Source organism: Streptomyces sp. NK08204 (assembly GCF_020400585.1).
Classification (GTDB): domain Bacteria; phylum Actinomycetota; class Actinomycetes; order Streptomycetales; family Streptomycetaceae; genus Streptomyces.
In genome coordinates this window covers 14,358-32,007 of record NZ_JAINVF010000019.1, presented here as the reverse complement: position 1 = coordinate 32,007, position 17,650 = coordinate 14,358, and the positions used below count along the sequence as shown (strand labels likewise).

Sequence of the window (17,650 nt, the reverse complement as noted above, 5' to 3'; positions counted from 1 at the left end):
CAGCCACAGACGGGTGATACTTCCGCAGTGGCGCAATAACATGCCCTTCGCGCCACTACACTTCTCAACAACACGCGTCAGGCCCACAGCGTCGTGCGTCTTCCGCGGCTAGCCCCCCTCCTCCGCCTGCGGCCGTTGGGACGGCCGTCCGCATGCTCTGGACTTGTGAGGACCTCACGTGAGCTCGAAACCCGTCGTACTCATCGCTGAAGAGCTGTCGCCCGCCACCGTCGACGCACTGGGACCGGACTTCGAGATCCGGCACTGCAACGGAGCCGACCGGGCCGAACTGCTTCCGGCCATCGCGGATGTCGACGCGATCCTGATCCGCTCCGCCACCAAGGTCGATGCCGAGGCCATCGCCGCGGCGAAGAAGCTCAAGGTCGTCGCCCGCGCCGGCGTCGGCCTGGACAACGTCGACGTCTCCGCCGCCACCAAGGCCGGCGTGATGGTCGTCAACGCCCCCACCTCCAACATCGTGACCGCGGCCGAGCTGGCCTGCGGCCTCATCCTCGCCAGCGCCCGCAACATCCCGCAGGCCAACACCGCGCTGAAGAACGGCGAGTGGAAGCGCAGCAAGTACACGGGCGTCGAGCTGGCCGAGAAGACCCTCGGTGTCGTCGGCCTCGGCCGCATCGGTGCCCTCGTGGCCCAGCGCATGTCCGCGTTCGGCATGAAGGTCGTCGCCTACGACCCCTACGTGCAGCCCGCGCGGGCCGCGCAGATGGGCGTCAAGGTGCTGTCCCTGGACGAGCTGCTGGAGGTCTCCGACTTCATCACCGTCCACCTGCCCAAGACCCCCGAGACCCTCGGCCTCATCGGCGACGAGGCGCTGCGCAAGGTCAAGCCGTCCGTGCGCGTCGTCAACGCCGCACGCGGCGGCATCGTGGACGAGGCGGCGCTGTACGCGGCGCTGAAGGAGGGCCGGGTCGCCGGCGCCGGCCTCGACGTGTACGCCAAGGAGCCGTGCACCGACTCCCCGCTGTTCGAGCTGGACCAGGTGGTCTGCACCCCGCACCTGGGAGCGTCGACGGACGAGGCGCAGGAGAAGGCCGGTATCGCCGTCGCCAAGTCGGTCCGCCTCGCCCTCGCCGGCGAGCTGGTCCCGGACGCGGTGAACGTCCAGGGCGGTGTCATCGCCGAGGACGTCAAGCCGGGTCTGCCGCTCGCCGAGCGCCTCGGCCGCATCTTCACCGCGCTCGCCGGTGAGGTCGCGGTCCGCCTCGATGTCGAGGTGTACGGCGAGATCACCCAGCACGACGTGAAGGTGCTGGAGCTGTCCGCGCTCAAGGGCGTCTTCGAGGACGTCGTGGACGAGACGGTGTCGTACGTCAACGCGCCCCTGTTCGCGCAGGAGCGCGGCGTCGAGGTGCGCCTGACCACCAGCTCGGAGTCCGCCGACCACCGCAACGTCGTGACCGTGCGCGGCACGCTCGCGGGCGGCGAGGAAGTGTCGGTCTCCGGCACGCTGGCCGGTCCGAAGCACGTCCAGAAGATCGTCGCGGTCGGCGACTACGACGTCGACCTGGCCCTCGCCGACCACATGGTCGTCCTGCGTTACGAGGACCGTCCGGGTGTCGTCGGCACCGTCGGCCGCATCCTCGGCGAGGCGGGCATCAACATCGCCGGCATGCAGGTGGCCCGTGCGGCGGCCGGCGGGGAGGCGCTGGCGGTGCTGACCGTCGACGACACGGTGGCCCCCGGTGTGCTGGCCGAGGTCGCCTCCGAGATCGGTGCGACGTCCGCCCGCTCGGTGAACCTGGTCTGACGCGTACGTACGAGCGCCGGGCGGGCTGAGGTCTCTCTCAGCCCGCCCGGCGCTTTTGTGTCGCCCCCTACTCGTCGTCCCTGACCCCGGTCCCCCGCAGCGTCACCGCCGCCCCCAGCGCAGCCACCGCCAGGACCGCCGCCCCGGCGATCGCCGCCCCGTGCATCCCGGTGGTGAACGCCTCGCGGGCGGTGGCGAGCAGGGGCTCGCCGGTACGGCCGGGCAGACGGGCGGCCGTTGCCAGGGCGCCGCCCAGGGTCTCCCGGGCCGTCGACGGGGCCGAGGACGGCATCTCGTGGCGGTAGACCGCCGTACCGATGGAGCCCAGGACCGCCATGCCGAGGGCGCCGCCGAACTCCGTGCCGGTCTCCAGGAGCGAGGAGGCCGTGCCCGCACGCTCCAGCGGTGCCGTGCTCATGGCCAGGTCGGTCAGCTGGGACATCACCATGACCACCCCGGAGGCGAGGACACCGGCCGCCGCCAGCACGAGCCACAGGGAGCTGGTGCCGGTGAAGACGAGCAGGGTGTAGCCGGCCGCCGAGATGGCGAAGCCGGTGGCGACGACAGGGCCGCGGCCCGCGCCACGGGCGACGAGCACCCCGGTGACCGGGCCCGCGACGCCGATCAGCACCGACGGGAGCAGGCTCCACAGCGCGGCCGAGAGCGGGCTCTTGCCGAGCACCGACTGCAGGTACTGCGTGGTGAAGATCGCCGAGCCCATCATCCCGAACGCCGAGGCCAGGTTCAGGACCATCGCCGGGGCGAAGCCGCGGCCCCGCAGCAGGGCCGGCGGGACCAGCGGGGAGGCCGCGGTGCGCTGACGGCGGACGAAGAGCGCGGCGCACAGCACACCGGCCGCCACCGAGACGACGTACCGCGGGTGCCAGCCCTCGGAGGGGATCTCCTTCAGGCCGTAGATCACGGGGAGCACGGCGGCCATCGACAGCGGCACACTCAGCCAGTCGAAGCGGCCGGGGTCCGGGTTCTTCGCCTCGGGCAGCAGCACCGGGCCGAGTATCAGCAGCAGGGCCATCGCGGGCAGGTTGACCAGGAAGACCGAGCCCCACCAGAAGTGCTCGACGAGGATGCCGCTCATCACCGAGCCCAGCGCGACACCTCCGGTCATCACGCCGGACCACAGCCCGAGCACCTTCGCCCGCTCGGCGGGGTCGGTGAACATCGTGCGCAGCAGGGCCATGGTCGACGGCATCAGGGTCGCGCCGCCGATCCCGAGGATCGCGCGGGCCGCGATCAGCGTCTCGGCGCTGTCCGCGTAGGCGGCGAGGACCGACGCGGCGCTGAAGGCGACGGCGCCCGTCAGCAGGAGCCTGCGGCGGCCGATGCGGTCACCGATCGACCCCATCGTCATCAGCAGCCCGGCCAGGACGAAGCCGTAGACGTCGAAGATCCACAGCTGCTGGGTGCCGCTCGGCCGCAGGTCGGCGCTGATCGCGGGGGCCGCGAAGTACAGGACCGAGACGTCCATCGAGACCAGCAGCAGCGGGAGCATCAGCACGCCGAGAGCGGTCCACTCACGCCGTCCGGCGCGGGTGGTGGGCGGAGGAGTGATCGGTGTGGTGCTCGGGACGGTGCTCGTCGGGTTCGTCATGCCGAGGAATGTACGCACGTCTTAGACGCTTGTCTAGAACGTCTGTGTAATACATGTGTCTAGGACGCGTGTATGAATCGTGGAGTAGGGTGACGGCCATGGGACACCGTGAGGATCTGCTCGAAGGCGCCAAGCGCTGCCTGCTGGAGAAGGGCTTCGCGCGGACGACCGCGCGGGACATCGTGAAGGTCTCGGGGACCAACCTGGCGTCGATCGGCTACCACTACGGCTCCAAGGACGCGCTGCTGGCGCAGGCCTACGTCGCCCTGGTGGAGAACGCGTCCGACGCCTTCGACGGGAGCGGGGGCGCCGAGGCCGGAGGCGCGCCCGGTTCACTGGAGCGCTTCCGGTGGGTGTGGTCGAACATCGTCGGCACCATGCGGGAGCCCGGCTCCATCTGGCGGCTCAGCATGGAGGTCATGACCATCGACATGCCTGCGGTACGTGAGCACCTGGCCCGTGCGCAGCGGGAGGGCGGGCGCGGGCTCGTCTCCATCATCCAGGGCGTGCCGGAGGAGCAGGTGTCCGACGAGACGGCGGACACGCTCGGAAAGTTCTACATGACCCTGATGACCGGGCTCATCGCGCAGTGGACCTTCGACCCGAAGACCGCACCCGACGGCGACGCGCTCACCGAGGGGCTGCGGCAGATCATCGAGGCCGCCGCGAAGAGCTGAGCGGCGCCGCCGTCAGCCCAGCCGGGCCCGCTTCAGTGCCATGTGCAGCAGCAGCCGGTCCTCGCCGTCGTCCAGGTCCAGGCCCGTCAGCTGCTCCACCCGGGACAGCCGGTAGTACAGCGTCTGCCGGTGGATGCCCAGCTCGGCCGCCGTGCGGCCGGCCTGGCCCGCGCAGTCGAGGTACACCTCGGCGGTGCGCGCCAGATCGTGGTGCGCGGGGGCGAGGAGCGGGCCGGCCGCGGGATCGTGGGCGGCCTCCGGCGGCAGTGCGGTCAGCAGCCGGTACGGCCCGATGCGCGCCCACTCGGCGACCGGCCCGAGCCGTGGCTCGGCCAGCGCGGCGCGCGCGGCGGCGCAGGCCTCCTGCCAGACCGTGCCCAGCTCGGTGAGACCGGTGCGCGGCTCGCCGACCCCGGCGGCGACCGAGGTGAGCGCGGCCACCGAGGCCGCTCCGCCGAACCCCGTCGCCACCACGGCGGCGGCACGCGCCCCGGCGCCTCGTGCCTCCGGGCCCCGCACCGGGGTTCCCCGTGCCGACGTCCCCGGCCCCGCCGCACCCTGCCCCGCCGCTCCGGGGCCCGTCGATCCGGTCCCCGGACCGTCCTGCCCGGTCGCTGCGGGCCCCGGTGCGGCCTGTCCTGCCGCTGCCCGCGCCGCCGCGCCCTGCCCCCTCGCCGTGGGCCCCGTCGCTGCCCGCGTCCCCGTGCCCCTGCCCCCGTCGGCCTCCCTCAGCAGCCGTGAGGCCGCCGTCAGGGCCGGGACCGCCACGTCCGTGCTGCGCAGCCTGACCAGCACCGCGAGGCTCTGCCCGGTCACGCCCCACGGCAGCGTGCACAGCGCCGCGGCGTGCGGGATCGTGCGCGGGGAGGGGGCGTCGTCGGGGTCGGCGGAGGGCCAGGGGGCGACGCACACCAGGGTGTGGGGGCCGTCCGCGCGGGCGCCGAGGGCGGTGCGGAGGTCGGCCACCGCCATGTCCCGCTGCCAGCCGTGCTCCGCGGTGAGCACCGCCCGCAGCTCCCTGCTCAGCCCGGCGCCGGCCTGCGCCTCGTCCGCGAGCAGCGCGCCGATCCGCCCGGTCACCTGCATGGCGGCGGCCAGCTGTGCGTCCGTCGGCCCCGGATCGTCGTCCAGCAGCCAGACATAGCCGAGGACCACCCCCCGGTGGCGCACCGGCAGGCAGATCCGGCCGCGGTAGACGCCGGCCTCCGGGCTCGCCGGGATGCGGACCGGCCCGGTCGCGCGCGTGATGCCGAAGCCCTCGAACCACGACCGCACCGTGGCGGTGGAGCGCCGGGTCAGGATCGAGCGGGTCCGCACGGGGTCCAGCGCCGAGGGATCCAGCTCGCCCTCGCTGTCGTACGCGCCGAAGGCGATCAGCTCGAAGTCCCGGTTCTCCAGGGTCGCCGGCGCGCCCAGCAGCTCCGAGATCTCGTCCACCAGCTCCTGGTAGTCACCCCTGTGTTCCGACGTCACTCGGGCATTCTCCCGCATTTCACGATCGCCTTCATACAACTGTCTGAGATTCCGGGCACGGATGCGTGACAGCTGTAGATGGCCGACGATCGGGGAGATCCTTAGGTTTCACGGTGGTTCTCCGTGCCGTACCCGAAACGTCGGGTGGCGGCCGTTCTGATGCGTTTCTGTGGAGGTGCCCCGTGCTGGGTCCCGTGATTCTCGCCGCGTCGCGCAGCGACCGGATGCGACGCCTTATCTCGGCGGCCCCGGTGACCAAGCAGGTCGTCGACCGGTTCATCCCCGGCGAGACCGTGGCCGACGTCGTCCCGATCATCAAGGATCTGACGGCCAAGGGCCTGGAACTGACGATGGACGTCGTCGGCGAGGACATCACCACCCCCGAGCAGGCCACCGCCGCCCGGGACGCGTACCTGGAGCTGATCGACCACCTCCGGCAGCTGGAGCTGGGTGAGAAGGTCGAGATGTCCGTCAAGCTGTCCATGTTCGGGCAGGCCCTGTCCGGCGGCCACGAGCTGGCGCTGGCGAACGTCCGCCCGGTGGTCGAGGCCGCCGCCGCCATCGGTACGACCGTGACCCTCGACGCCGAGGATCACACCACCCTCGACTCGATGTTCGCCATCCACGAGGAGCTGCGCAAGGACTTCCCGCAGACCGGCTGCGTCATCCAGGCCTACCTCTTCCGCACCGAGGCCGACGCCCGCCGCCTCGCGGAGAGCGGCAGCCGCGTCCGCCTGGTGAAGGGCGCGTACAAGGAGCCCGCCGAGGTCGCCTACCAGCAGAAGCCGGAGATCGACAAGGCGTACGTGCGGATCCTGCGGATCCTGATGGAGGGCGAGGGCTACCCGATGATCGGGTCCCACGACCCGCGCCTGATCGCCATCGGGCAGGAGCTGGCCCACAAGGCCGGCCGCAAGCTTGACGAGTACGAGTTCCAGATGCTCTACGGCATCCGCAGCGACGAGCACCTGCGTCTGGCCGCCGAGGGCCACCGCATGCGTGTCTACACCGCCTACGGCACCGACTGGTACGGCTACTTCATGCGCAGGCTCGCCGAGAAGCCGGCGAACCTGCGCTTCTTCCTCCGCAGCATGGTCAGCAAGGGCTGAACCCGAACACCCGCTCAAGATCAAGGAGTTACGGATTCATGGACGCTGTGACCCAGGTCCCCACCCCCGTCAACGAGCCGGTGCACGGCTACGCCCCCGGCTCGCCCGAGCGCGCCCGGCTTGAGGCCAAGCTGAAGGAGCTGGCCGAGAACCCGATCGACCTGCCGATGACCATCGGCGGCCAGAAGCGGATGGGCGGCGGCGAGGCCATTCAGGTGGTCCAGCCGCACAACCACAAGGCCGTCATCGGCACCCTGCGCAACGCCACCCAGCAGGACGCCCAGGACGCCGTCGACGCCGCCCTGGCCGCGGCGCCGGCCTGGCGCGCGATGTCCTTCGACGACCGCGCGGCGATCATCCTGCGCGCCGCCGAGCTGCTGGCCGGCCCGTGGCGCGAGACCATCGCCGCCTCCACCATGCTGGGCCAGTCCAAGACCGCCCAGCAGGCCGAGATCGACAGCCCGTGCGAGCTGGTCGACTTCTGGCGGTTCAACGTCCACTACGCCCGCCAGATCCTGGCCGAGCAGCCCCCGGCGAACTCCCCGGGCGTGTGGAACCGGCTGGACCACCGCCCGCTGGAGGGCTTCGTCTACGCGATCACGCCGTTCAACTTCAGCGCCATCGCGGCCAACCTCCCGACGGCCCCGGCCCTGATGGGCAACGTGGTCGTGTGGAAGCCGTCCCCGACCCAGACCCACGCCGCCGTGCTGCTGATGCAGCTGCTGGAGGAGGCCGGTCTGCCCAAGGGCGTCATCAACCTCGTCACCGGCGACGGCATCGAGGTCTCCAAGGTCGTGCTGGAGCACCGGGACCTGGCCGGCATCCACTTCACCGGCTCGACCAAGACCTTCCAGTACCTGTGGAAGACGGTCGGCAACAACATCGAGAAGTACCGCTCCTACCCGCGTCTGGTCGGCGAGACCGGCGGCAAGGACTTCCTGGTCGCGCACCCGAGCGCCGACCGCGCGGTGCTGAAGACCGCCCTGACCCGCGGTGCCTTCGAGTACCAGGGCCAGAAGTGCAGCGCGACCTCCCGGGCGTACATCCCGGCGTCGATCTGGAACTCCGGTTTCAAGGAGGAGTTCGCGGCCGAGGTCGACTACCTGACCATGGGTGACGTCACCGACCTGTCGAACTTCATCGGTGCCGTGATCGACGAGCGTGCGTTCGCCAAGAACAAGGCCGCGATCGACCGCGCCAAGGAGGACCCGACCTGCACGATCGTCGCAGGCGGCACCTACGACGACTCGGTCGGCTACTTCGTCCGTCCGACGGTCATCGTCTCCACCGACCCGGAGAACGAGATCTTCCGCACGGAGTACTTCGGCCCGATCCTCGGCGTGTACGTCTACGAGGACGACAAGTACGACGAGATGCTGACCCAGATGGAGTCGGTGTCGGACTACGCCCTGACCGGCTCGGTCATCGCGGGCGACCGTGCGGCGGCCGCCTACACGATGGAGAAGCTCCGCTTCGCGGCGGGCAACTTCTACATCAACGACAAGTCGACCGGCGCCGTCGTCGGCCAGCAGCCCTTCGGTGGTGGCCGTGCCTCCGGCACCAATGACAAGGCCGGCGCCCCGCAGAACCTCCTGCGCTGGACCCTGACCCGGGCCATCAAGGAGACCCTGGTCCCGCCGACCGACTACGCCTACCCGCACATGGGCTGACCCTCAGCCCCCCGAGCGACGGGCCGGGAAGCCTGACCTACGAGCAGGCTTCCCGGCCCGTTTCCACTCAGTCGAGGTCGAGCCGGATCGCCTGCGCGTCGTCCAGGTCGCGTCGCGGGAACACCTTGTTGAACCTGCTCGAAACCGATGTCGTCCACGGAGTCCGTGACGGCACCCTGGCCGGCGCTCGCGCGTGTCGACGGGGCTGCACCTCGGGCTGGTGTTCTGCCTCCCAGTGTCACGGCAGCGCCGGCCAGCCCTATCAGTTCCACCGAACACGCTCCTGCGAGGTCCCTCGCCCCCAACAACCGCGGACCGGGACGACTCAGACCTTGCGCACCAGCATCTTCCCCGTGTTCGCGCCGCGCAGCATGAGCAGGAACGCCTCCACGATCCGGTCGAAGCCGTCCACCACCGTCTCGTCCGGCGCGAGCGCCCCACTGCGCAGATGCGGAACGGCGAAGTCGTACAACTCGTCCTGGACGTCCTGGTAGTCGCGGACCAGGAAACCCTCGATGCGCAGGCTCTTCTCCACCACGTCGGAGTGGTTGAAGTCCCCCGAGTTCCCGGCTTCGCTCGAACCGGGGGCGCCCCCATCCGGCGGGGCGTCCGGCGTGTTGTACCGGCTGATCGTGCCGACCCGCACCGCCCGGCCGCGCTGGCGCAACGCCCCTATGGCCGCGCCGAGTTGCTCGCCGCCGACGTTGTCGACGAAGACGTCCAGGCCGGTGGGGGCGGCCTCGGCGAGGAGGTCGGCGGCCGGGCCCGTGCGGTAGTCGAAGGCGGCGTCGTAACCCACCTGCTGCGTCAGGTACGTGACCTTCTCCGCCGAGCCCGCGCTGCCGATCAGCCGGCCCGCGCCCAGCAGGCGGGCGAAGCGGCCGGTCGCGGTGCCGACTCCGCCGGCCGCCCCGGAGACGAACAGGTCCTCGCCCTCGCGCAGCCGGGCGATCCGGGTGAGGCCGACATAGGCGGTGAGGCCGGTGCCGCCGAGCACACTCAGGTACGCGGACAGGGGGACGCCCTCATGGTGGGGCAGGCGTCTGACCTCCTCGGGGCGGACCACCGCGTGTGTGCGCCAGCCCTGCCGGTGGAAGACGACCTCTCCCTCGGGGAGGGCCGGGGTGCGCGAGGCGACGACCCGGCCGAGGGTGCGGCCCTCCAGCGGGGCGTTCAACCCGAAATCGCCGTCCATCATTTGCCGGTGGTAGGGGTCCACCGACCAGTAGAGGTTCTCCACCAGGGCGGTGCCCGGGGCCGGTTCGGGGACGGGGGACTCGGCGAAGCGGAAGTGGTCGGCGGTGGGGAAGCCGGTGGGACGGGCGGTCTGCTGCACGGTGAGCGCGATCTCGGTCATGGAAAGGACCGTAGGCAGGAATGCCCGGTGGGAGCAGAGGGTTGGGCTCATGGCACGCGCCGATCCATGAAATAGCCTCATACACCCAGGTGGGAGCCCTCAGTGACAGCTGCCGATCTTGCTCCGCAGGAGCTCAGGACCCTCGTGGCCGTGGCCGATGAGGGCGGCTTCTCCAGCGCCGCCACCCGGCTGGGCACCACCCAGTCCGCCGTCTCCCACGCCGTGCGCGCCATCGAACGCAAGCTGGGCGTGGTGCTGTTCGAGCGCGGGCGGTTCGGGGCCCGGCCGACCCCGGCCGGGGAGCGGGCGGCGGCCCACGCGCGGCGCGTGCTGCGCATGCTGCAGACCCTGGCCGCCGAAGCGCGCGGCGCGGGCACCGGCGAGATCACCGGGCCGCTGCGCGTCGCCGCCTTCCGCAGTGCCGCCCTGCACCTGCTGCCGCCGGCCCTGGAGCGGCTGGCCGTGCTGCACCCCGGCATCGAGGTCACCGTCAGCGTCGTACGGGAGCTGGGCCCCGGCAACGCGGGCGAGGTCGAGGCGGGGCGGGCGGACCTCGGGATCGCCGCCTTCGCCCACGACGTGGCGCTCCCGCCCGGCCTGGTCGGTGGTGTGCTGCTGGAGGAGCCGTACTCCCTGGTGCATCCCGCCGGGCATCCCGATCCGCGCGGGCTGCCGCTGGTCGACTGGATGGAGAACTGCGGTTCCTACACCCGCGCGTGGTGGGACGCCCAGGACTGGATCCCGGCCGCCACCGTCACCGCCGAGGACGACGGGGCAGTGCTGTCGATGGTGGGCAGCGGGCTCGGCATGGCGATCATGCCCGCGCTGTCCCTCACCGCGGCCCCGCCCGCCGTGGAGATCGCCGATCTGGGCCCGAAGCGGCCGTACCGTTCCGTCCGCTACGTCACCACTGCCGAGTCGGCCGCCACGGAGGCCGTACGCGCGCTGATCCGCGCCCTGCGCGAAACCACCCGTCACTCACCCGTTCGAGATTCACCCGTGCTCACGAAACCGCAGCTCAGGGCGGTGTGAGCCGGTGCGCCGTCTCAGATAGTAGGAAGCCCGAGTAATTGTGCAGACAGCGGCGGGCCGCTCCCTTACTTTGGGAGAAGCCGAACGTCCCGCTCGAACCAGCGAAGGGCGGCCGTGAGCCCGGCCCCGTGCAGGCAACCCCTGCGGCCGGTGTGCTCCCCGCCGCATCCGGCGTCTCGCGAATCCCTCATTCCGCACTCCAGTGTTCGCAAGCCGGCGAGCACGCCAGCAAGAAGGAGTCGATCCCTCATGCCCGAGACGACCGTCCGCCGCCGCGTCCGTCATGTGTCCCGCACCAGCGAGGCCGACCGCAAGAACGCCGCCGCCGCCCTCCAGCGCGCCCTCGACCGCCGGGACAACGGCGGCGCGACCGGCCACTGAGCCGTCCACCGACCCGGGAGCCGCACCCGAGCGGGGTGCGGCGCGGCCCCGGCCGCCGCGCCGCACCCCGAACACACGGCCGCCGGAGCGCGGATGACGCCGTCCCCCGAAGGGGTGTCCGTATGGCGGACGGTCCATGTCATTCCATGGGACGAGGAGTAGGGTTCCCGCATGTCTCGCAGCATCAATCTCGCAGTGATCCCCGGTGACGGCATCGGCCAGGAGGTCGTGGCCGAGGGTCTCAAGGTCCTCTCCGCCGTCCTGCCGCAGGATGTGAAGCTGGAGACCAAGGACTACGACTTCGGCGCCACGCGCTACCACGCCACCGGTGAGACCCTCACCGACGCCGACCTGGAGCAGCTCAGGCAGCACGACGCGATCCTGCTCGGCGCGATCGGCGACCCGTCGGTGCCTTCCGGCGTCCTGGAGCGGGGCTTCCTGCTCAAGCTCCGGTTCGCCTTCGACCACCACGTCAACCTGCGTCCCTCGAAGCTGCTCCCGGGGGTCGCCACCCCGCTCGCGGGCGAGCCGCAGATCGACTTCGTCGTCGTCCGCGAGGGCACCGAGGGTCCCTACACCGGCAACGGCGGCACCATCCGCAAGGGCACCGAGCACGAGGTCGCCACCGAGGTCTCCGTCAACACGGCGTACGGCGTCGAGCGCGTCGTCCGTGACGCCTTCGCCCGCGCCCAGGCCCGCCCGCGCAAGAAGCTCGCCCTGATCCACAAGAACAACGTGCTGACCTTCGCCGGTCACCTGTGGACGAATGTCTTCAACAAGGTGGCCGCGGAGTACCCCGAGGTCACCACCGAGTACATGCACGTCGACGCGGCCACCATCTACCTGGTGACCCAGCCCGAGCGGTTCGACGTGATCGTCACCGACAACCTCTTCGGCGACATCATCACCGACCTCGCCGCGGCCGTCTCCGGCGGCATCGGCGTCGCCGCGAGCGGGAACATCAACCCCTCCGGCGAGTTCCCGTCCATGTTCGAGCCGGTGCACGGCTCGGCCCCGGACATCGCCGGCCAGGGCAAGGCCGACCCCACCGCCACGGTGCTGTCCGTCGCCCTGCTCCTGCGCCACCTCGGATACGACACCGAGGCGGACCGTATCGAGGAGGCGGTCGCCGCCGATCTCACCGAGCGCGGCTCCCTGCCCGCGCGCAGCACCTCCGAGATCGGCGACGCGCTCGCCGCCCGAGTAGCCGGCTGACCCGGCTGCACGGCTCGACCGCAAGCCGCCGGGTCGCCTCCGCGCCCGGCGGCTTCCGCATGCCCCCCGCCGGGTGCCACCATCGATCCCTGGGCCGCCACCCGGATTCCGTCAGCCCCCGCCGTCGAGCGATAATCGGACGCGGAGCCGCGGTATGAGGGAATGCTCGGACGTCCTAACACTGGCTGAAAACGGCCGGTTGCGGCGTGAGCGCGGCCCGCCACTACAACCGGTGAGGACAACCACTCATGACGACGCCCACGATCGAGCTCAAGCCCTCCGCCAACCCGCTGTCCTCCGCAGAGCGGGAGGCGATCCTGGCCAACCCCGGTTTCGGCCGCCACTTCACCGACCACATGGTGACGATCAAGTGGACCGAGGGCCGAGGCTGGCACGACGGCCAGCTCGTCCCGTACGCGCCGATCCCCCTCGACCCGGCCACCAACGTCCTGCACTACGCGCAGGAGATCTTCGAGGGCCTGAAGGCCTACCGCCAGCCCGACGGCTCGGTCGCCATGTTCCGCCCGGACCAGAACGCCAAGCGTTTCCAGCGCTCCGCGCGGCGTCTGGCCATGCCCGAACTGCCGGTCGAGACGTTCATCGAGGCCTGTGACGCCCTGGTCCAGCAGGACCGGGACTGGGTGCCCGCGCACGGCGGCGAGGAGTCCCTCTACCTGCGCCCGTTCCTGATCGGCACGGAGGTCGGGCTCGGCGTCAAGCCCGCCAACGAGTACCTGTTCATCGTGATCGCCTGCCCGGCCGGCGCGTACTTCCCCGGCGGCGTGAAGCCGGTGTCGATCTGGGTCTCCGAGGACCGTGTCCGGGCCGTCCCCGGCGGCATGGGCGACGCGAAGACCGGCGGCAACTACGCCGCCTCGCTGCTCGCCCAGGCCGAGGCCGCCGCCAAGGGCTGCGACCAGGTCTGCTACCTCGACGCGGTCGAGCACAAGTGGGTCGAGGAACTCGGCGGCATGAACCTGTACTTCGTCTACGGCGACCGGATCATCACTCCGTCGCTGACCGGCTCCATCCTGGAGGGCGTCACCCGTGACTCCCTGCTGACCGTCGCCCGGGACCTCGGCTACACCTCCGAGGAGGGCCGGGTCTCTGTGGAGCAGTGGCAGCGCGACGCCGAGAACGGCACCCTCACCGAGGTCTTCGCCTGCGGCACCGCGGCCGTGATCACCCCGGTCGGCACGGTGAAGCGTTCCGCCGCCGAGTGGAAGCAGGGCGGCGAAGAGCCCGGCGAGGTCACGATGCGCCTGCGCCAGGCCCTCCTCGACATCCAGCGCGGCAAGGCCGAGGACAGGCACGGCTGGATGCACCGGATCGGCTAGCCTTCGCCGGTCATGCTCAGGGCCGCCTCGGATTCCGTGTCCGTGGCGGCCCTCGCCGTGTGCGGGGTGAGGGTCAGCAGCAGGTACACCGCCCCGCCGGCCAGCCCCGACAGCAGGAAGCTGCAGTCCACCCCGCCGGTCAGCCTCAGCAGCGGACCCTGGTACGACGGCAGGGACACCGCCAGCAGGCCCACTGCCGCGCCGGTCGCCCAGGAGACGGTGGCGCGCACGTTCCAGCCCGCCCGGTACCAGTAGATCCCGCCCTGCGAACGGCGGTTGAAGACCTGCAGGGCGTCTGCGTCGTACACCCCGCGGCAGCGGGCGAAGCCGATGAGGGTGATGACCGCCCACGGGGTGCCGATGGCGGTGAGCAGCAGCACGAAGGACGTCATCGCGGACTGTGCGTCCCAGGCGTAATGGCCCACGAAGACGCAGGCCGTGGCGACGACGGCGACCGCGCAGGTGGCGTGGGCGCGGGAGGCGCGCGGCAGGATCGCGTCCAGGTCGAGACCCATGGAGTACAGCATCAGACCCGCGTTGCCGACCGAGCCCGCCGAGGCGGACAGCAGCAGCGGCACCAGGTACCAGGTGGGGGAGGCCGCAACCAGCGGCCCCGCGTAGTCGAGTGCCGCCCGCGCCCCGTACGCCGTGAACGTGCCGAACAGCTGCGGCACCAGCAGGCCGAGGACGAGGCCGGCCCAGGTGGCGTGCAGGACGCTGCGGCTGGAGTGGCGGCCGGGGGAGATGTAGCGGGTGTAGTCGCCGAGCAGGGTGATGAAGGCGATCGGCCCGGACAGGCCGGCGGCGACCGCGGCCAGGAACCAGGTCGGCCAGAAGCCGCCCAGCAGATAGCCGCCCGCCTCCGGCAGCGCCGAGGTGGTGAAGTGCGGGGCGTAGGCGAAGACGCCGAGGACCAGCAGGGCCGTCATGCCGAGGGACAGCACCTTGGACATGGTGAGCAGCACTCGGTAGCCGTACACCGCGCCCGCGACCGTCGCCGCGGCGAGCAGTGCGTAGACCACGGCGTACGACACCCCGTTCGCGGGCAGCCCGAACATCCGGCCGAGCACGCTCAGCACCACGTCACCACCGATCCACACGGTCAGCGCGGTGTAGCCGAGGGCCAGCAGCAGGCCGACGACCGAGCCGACCAGCCGCCCCCGCACGCCGAACTGGGCACCGGAGGAGGTGGACAGGTTGGTCGCGGTGCGCAGCGAGATCAGGGCCAGCGGCGCCGTCACCGCGGTCCCGGCCACGGTGCCCGCCACGAGCGCGCTCACCGACGACCACCAGTCGAGGCCGAAGGACGGCGGCAGCCATCCGAAGATGATCACGCCTAGGCAGAGGTTGGAGCCGAGCAGGATCGAGACGAGATCGCGGGGACCGCTGGTCCGTTCCTCGTCCGGGATGGTGTCGACTCCGCGCTGTTCTATGGGCATGGCTGGGTCTCCTCGGGTATCCGCCAGAGTGTTTGAGCGACGTTCAATCTCCGTGAAGCCCGTTCCGCAGTCAATGCTTTGGTTTCTCGAATTCTGCCTTTAGAGTGGTGCTCTAACCCATGGAAGGCAAGGAGACGCCACGTCGTGAGACTGACCCCCACCGAACGTGACCGGCTGCTGCTCTTCGGAGCCGCCGAGCTGGCCCGGGCCCGCCGGGCGCGCGGCCTTCGGCTGAACGTGCCGGAGGCGACCGCGCTCATCGCCGACACCGTCTGCGAGGCGGCGCGGGACGGCAGGCGGCTCGCCGAGGCCGTCGAGGCGGCCCGCTGCGTGCTCGGTCCCGACGACGTCCTGCCGGGTGTCGCCGACGTCGTCACCGAGGTGATGGTCGAGGCGGTCTTCGACGACGGCTCCCGGCTCGCGGTGGTCTGCGACCCCATCGGCGGCGGCCTGGGCGAGCGGGCCCCGGGCGCGCTGCTGCCCGGCCCCGAGCACCGTGATCCCGGACCGGTCGTCCGGCTCACGGTCACCAACACCGCGACCGTGCCGGTCTCCGTCACCTCCCACTTCCACTTCTTCGAGGCCAACCCGCGCCTGGACTTCGACCGCCGGCGGGCCTACGGCATGCGGCTCGCCGTACCCGCCGGCTCCTCGGTCCGCTTCGGACCGGGCCAGAGCGAGGAGGTCGGGCTCGTCCCCATCGGCGGCGGGCGCGTCGCGATCGGCTTCGCGGGGCTGGTCGACGGGCCGCTGGACGCGCCGGGCGCGAAGGAAGAGGCCCTGCGCAGAGCGGCTGCCTGCGGATATCTCGGAGTCACCCCAGCGATCACGCCGGAAGGAGGCGAGGAGCGATGAGCCGCTCGAAAGGACGCGAGGTGAGCCGGGCGGTCCATGTCGACCCGCACGCCTACGCCGCCACCCACGGCCCCCGCGCCGGCGACCGTATCCGGCTCGGGGACTCGGGCCTGACCGTCCGGGTCGAGTCCGACTCCCAGCGCTACGGCGACGAGTTCCTCGCCGGCTTCGGCAAGACCGCCCGCGACGGACTGCACCTGAAGGCCGCCGCAGTCCGCGACACCTGCGACGTCGTGATCAGCAACGTCGTCGTCATCGACGCGGTGCAGGGCGTCCGCAAGGTCTCCATCGGCATCCGGGAGGGCCGCATCTGCGCCATCGGCCGGGCCGGCAACCCCGACACCCTCGACGGCGTCGACGTCGTCGTCGGCACGGGCACGTCCATCGTGTCCGGCGAGGGACTCATCGCCACCGCCGGGGCCGTCGACACCCATGTGCACCTGCTGTCGCCGCGCATCATGGAGGCATCCCTCGCCTCCGGCGTCACCACGATCATCGGGCAGGAGTTCGGCCCGGTGTGGGGCGTCGGCGTCAACTCGCCCTGGGCACTGCGGCACGCGTTCAGCGCCTTCGACGCCTGGCCCGTCAACATCGGCTTCCTGGGCCGGGGTTCGTCGTCCTCGACGGCCCCGCTCGTCGAGGCGCTGGCCGAGGGCGGCGCGAGCGGCTTCAAGGTGCACGAGGACATGGGCGCCCACACCCGCGCGCTCGACACCGCGCTGCGGGTCGCCGAGGAGCACGACGTCCAGGTCGCCCTGCACAGCGACGGGCTGAACGAGTGCCTGTCGGTCGAGGACACCCTGCGTGTGCTCGAAGGCCGGACCATCCACGCCTTCCACATCGAGGGCTGCGGCGGCGGGCACGTGCCCAACGTGCTGAAGATGGCGGGCGTTGCGAACGTCATCGGCTCCTCCACCAACCCCACCCTGCCCTTCGGCCGGGACGCGGTCGCCGAGCACTACGGCATGATCGTCTCCGTCCACGACCTGAAGACCGACCTGCCCGGCGACGCGGCGATGGCCCGCGACCGCATCCGCGCCGGGACGATGGGCGCCGAGGACGTACTGCACGACCTGGGCGCGATCGGCATCACCTCCTCCGACGCCCAGGGCATGGGCCGCGCGGGCGAGACGGTCCGCCGCACCTTCGCCATGGCCGGCAAGATGAAGGCCGAGCTGGGCCCGCTGGAGGGGGACGGCGACGGCGACGACAACGCCCGCGTCCTGCGCTACCTGGCCAAACTGACCATCAACCCGGCCATCGCGCACGGTCTTTCGCACGAGGTCGGCTCCATCGAGGTCGGCAAGCTCGCCGACATCGTGCTCTGGCGCCCGGAGTACTTCGGCGCCAAGCCGCAGCTCGTCCTCAAGTCCGGCTTCCCGGCGTACGGCGTCGTCGGCGACCCCAACGCGGCCACCGACACCTGCGAACCCCTCGTGCTCGGACCGCAGTTCGGCTCCTACGGCGCCACCGCCGCCGACATCAGCGTGGCGTTCGTCGCCCAGGCCGCCGTCGACCAGGGCAACGACACGATGCCCACCCGGCGCAGAAGGGTCGCCGTGCGCGGCACGCGGGGCATCGGCCCCGCCGACCTGCGGCTGAACGCCCGTACCGGGGCCGTCGACGTCGACCGGCACACCGGCCTGGTCACCCTCGACGGCGAGCCGCTCCGCTCGCAACCCGCCGACTCGGTCTCCCTCAACCGCCTCTACTTCCTGTGAAGGACCC

At 71.4% G+C, this 17,650-nt stretch carries 14 protein-coding genes; 10 read left to right on the top strand and 4 right to left on the bottom strand.

The window, feature by feature from the left end; all coding sequences use genetic code 11:
- Window positions 1-178: 178 nt before the first annotated feature.
- Window positions 179-1,768, top strand: a complete 1,590-nt coding sequence (gene serA / locus K7G59_RS24825) for a phosphoglycerate dehydrogenase (RefSeq protein ID WP_225837842.1) — start codon at window positions 179-181, stop codon at window positions 1,766-1,768.
- A 67-nt stretch (window positions 1,769-1,835) separates the two neighbouring features.
- On the opposite strand, the gene K7G59_RS24820 is transcribed toward serA, so the two are convergent.
- The gene (locus tag K7G59_RS24820) at window positions 1,836-3,377 is read right to left on the bottom strand and encodes an MFS transporter (protein WP_225837839.1); all 1,542 of its coding nucleotides are present in this window, start codon (window positions 3,375-3,377) and stop codon (window positions 1,836-1,838) included.
- Window positions 3,378-3,475: 98 nt separating this feature from the next.
- Between K7G59_RS24820 and K7G59_RS24815 the strand changes: the two genes are divergently transcribed.
- Window positions 3,476-4,054: a TetR/AcrR family transcriptional regulator gene (locus tag K7G59_RS24815; protein WP_225837837.1), complete on the top strand. Its 579-nt coding sequence runs from the start codon at window positions 3,476-3,478 to the stop codon at window positions 4,052-4,054.
- Window positions 4,055-4,066: 12 nt separating this feature from the next.
- Here the strand turns inward: K7G59_RS24815 and K7G59_RS24810 are convergent, their stop codons facing one another.
- Window positions 4,067-5,545 carry a helix-turn-helix domain-containing protein gene (locus K7G59_RS24810; protein WP_263976728.1) on the bottom strand — a complete coding sequence of 493 codons (1,479 nt, stop codon included), beginning with the start codon at window positions 5,543-5,545 and terminating at the stop codon, window positions 4,067-4,069.
- 164 nt (window positions 5,546-5,709) lie between these two features.
- Between K7G59_RS24810 and K7G59_RS24805 the strand changes: the two genes are divergently transcribed.
- Together K7G59_RS24805 and pruA are read left to right on the top strand one after the other, a co-directional pair.
- Window positions 5,710-6,636 carry a proline dehydrogenase family protein gene (locus K7G59_RS24805; RefSeq protein WP_225837832.1) on the top strand — a complete coding sequence of 309 codons (927 nt, stop codon included), beginning with the start codon at window positions 5,710-5,712 and terminating at the stop codon, window positions 6,634-6,636.
- 38 nt (window positions 6,637-6,674) lie between these two features.
- A complete protein-coding gene (pruA, locus tag K7G59_RS24800; protein WP_225837830.1) occupies window positions 6,675-8,306 on the top strand; it encodes an L-glutamate gamma-semialdehyde dehydrogenase in 1,632 nt (543 codons plus the stop codon).
- Between the two features lie 325 nt (window positions 8,307-8,631).
- Here the strand turns inward: pruA and K7G59_RS24795 are convergent, their stop codons facing one another.
- Window positions 8,632-9,663 carry an NADP-dependent oxidoreductase gene (locus K7G59_RS24795; RefSeq protein WP_225837828.1) on the bottom strand — a complete coding sequence of 344 codons (1,032 nt, stop codon included), beginning with the start codon at window positions 9,661-9,663 and terminating at the stop codon, window positions 8,632-8,634.
- Window positions 9,664-9,765: 102 nt separating this feature from the next.
- On the opposite strand from K7G59_RS24795, the gene K7G59_RS24790 reads away from it, so the two are divergent.
- From K7G59_RS24790 to K7G59_RS24780, 4 genes are all read left to right on the top strand, one after another.
- Complete coding sequence (locus K7G59_RS24790; RefSeq protein ID WP_225837826.1) at window positions 9,766-10,695, top strand: LysR family transcriptional regulator; 930 nt, start codon at window positions 9,766-9,768, stop codon at window positions 10,693-10,695.
- Between the two features lie 249 nt (window positions 10,696-10,944).
- Window positions 10,945-11,076, top strand: coding sequence for a hypothetical protein (locus tag K7G59_RS34765; RefSeq protein ID WP_263976727.1), 132 nt, complete (start codon window positions 10,945-10,947; stop codon window positions 11,074-11,076).
- Window positions 11,077-11,247: 171 nt separating this feature from the next.
- A complete protein-coding gene (locus K7G59_RS24785; protein ID WP_225837823.1) occupies window positions 11,248-12,291 on the top strand; it encodes a 3-isopropylmalate dehydrogenase in 1,044 nt (347 codons plus the stop codon).
- A gap of 248 nt (window positions 12,292-12,539) precedes the next feature.
- Window positions 12,540-13,628: a branched-chain amino acid aminotransferase gene (locus K7G59_RS24780; protein ID WP_225837821.1), complete on the top strand. Its 1,089-nt coding sequence runs from the start codon at window positions 12,540-12,542 to the stop codon at window positions 13,626-13,628.
- Here K7G59_RS24780 and K7G59_RS24775 read toward each other — a convergent pair.
- Complete coding sequence (locus K7G59_RS24775; RefSeq protein WP_225837819.1) at window positions 13,625-15,067, bottom strand: cytosine permease; 1,443 nt, start codon at window positions 15,065-15,067, stop codon at window positions 13,625-13,627. The two genes, K7G59_RS24780 and K7G59_RS24775, sit on opposite strands and share 4 nt — an antisense overlap.
- Window positions 15,068-15,211: 144 nt before the next feature.
- Between K7G59_RS24775 and ureA the strand changes: the two genes are divergently transcribed.
- Window positions 15,212-15,922 carry an urease subunit gamma gene (gene ureA, locus K7G59_RS24770; protein ID WP_225837817.1) on the top strand — a complete coding sequence of 237 codons (711 nt, stop codon included), beginning with the start codon at window positions 15,212-15,214 and terminating at the stop codon, window positions 15,920-15,922.
- The gene (locus tag K7G59_RS24765) at window positions 15,919-17,643 is read left to right on the top strand and encodes an urease subunit alpha (RefSeq protein WP_225837815.1); all 1,725 of its coding nucleotides are present in this window, start codon (window positions 15,919-15,921) and stop codon (window positions 17,641-17,643) included. The genes ureA and K7G59_RS24765 overlap by 4 nt, the downstream gene beginning before the upstream one ends.
- Window positions 17,644-17,650: the final 7 nt, after the last annotated feature.

Coding starts and splice junctions, on each gene's coding strand:
- K7G59_RS24820 (WP_225837839.1), bottom strand. CDS start 3,377: ATGACGAACCCGACGAGCACCGTCCCGAGCACCACACCGATCACTCCT.
- K7G59_RS24815 (WP_225837837.1), top strand. CDS start 3,476: ATGGGACACCGTGAGGATCTGCTCGAAGGCGCCAAGCGCTGCCTGCTG.
- K7G59_RS24810 (WP_263976728.1), bottom strand. CDS start 5,545: ATGCGGGAGAATGCCCGAGTGACGTCGGAACACAGGGGTGACTACCAG.
- pruA (WP_225837830.1), top strand. CDS start 6,675: ATGGACGCTGTGACCCAGGTCCCCACCCCCGTCAACGAGCCGGTGCAC.
- K7G59_RS24795 (WP_225837828.1), bottom strand. CDS start 9,663: ATGACCGAGATCGCGCTCACCGTGCAGCAGACCGCCCGTCCCACCGGC.
- K7G59_RS34765 (WP_263976727.1), top strand. CDS start 10,945: ATGCCCGAGACGACCGTCCGCCGCCGCGTCCGTCATGTGTCCCGCACC.
- K7G59_RS24785 (WP_225837823.1), top strand. CDS start 11,248: ATGTCTCGCAGCATCAATCTCGCAGTGATCCCCGGTGACGGCATCGGC.
- K7G59_RS24780 (WP_225837821.1), top strand. CDS start 12,540: ATGACGACGCCCACGATCGAGCTCAAGCCCTCCGCCAACCCGCTGTCC.
- K7G59_RS24775 (WP_225837819.1), bottom strand. CDS start 15,067: ATGCCCATAGAACAGCGCGGAGTCGACACCATCCCGGACGAGGAACGG.
- K7G59_RS24765 (WP_225837815.1), top strand. CDS start 15,919: ATGAGCCGCTCGAAAGGACGCGAGGTGAGCCGGGCGGTCCATGTCGAC.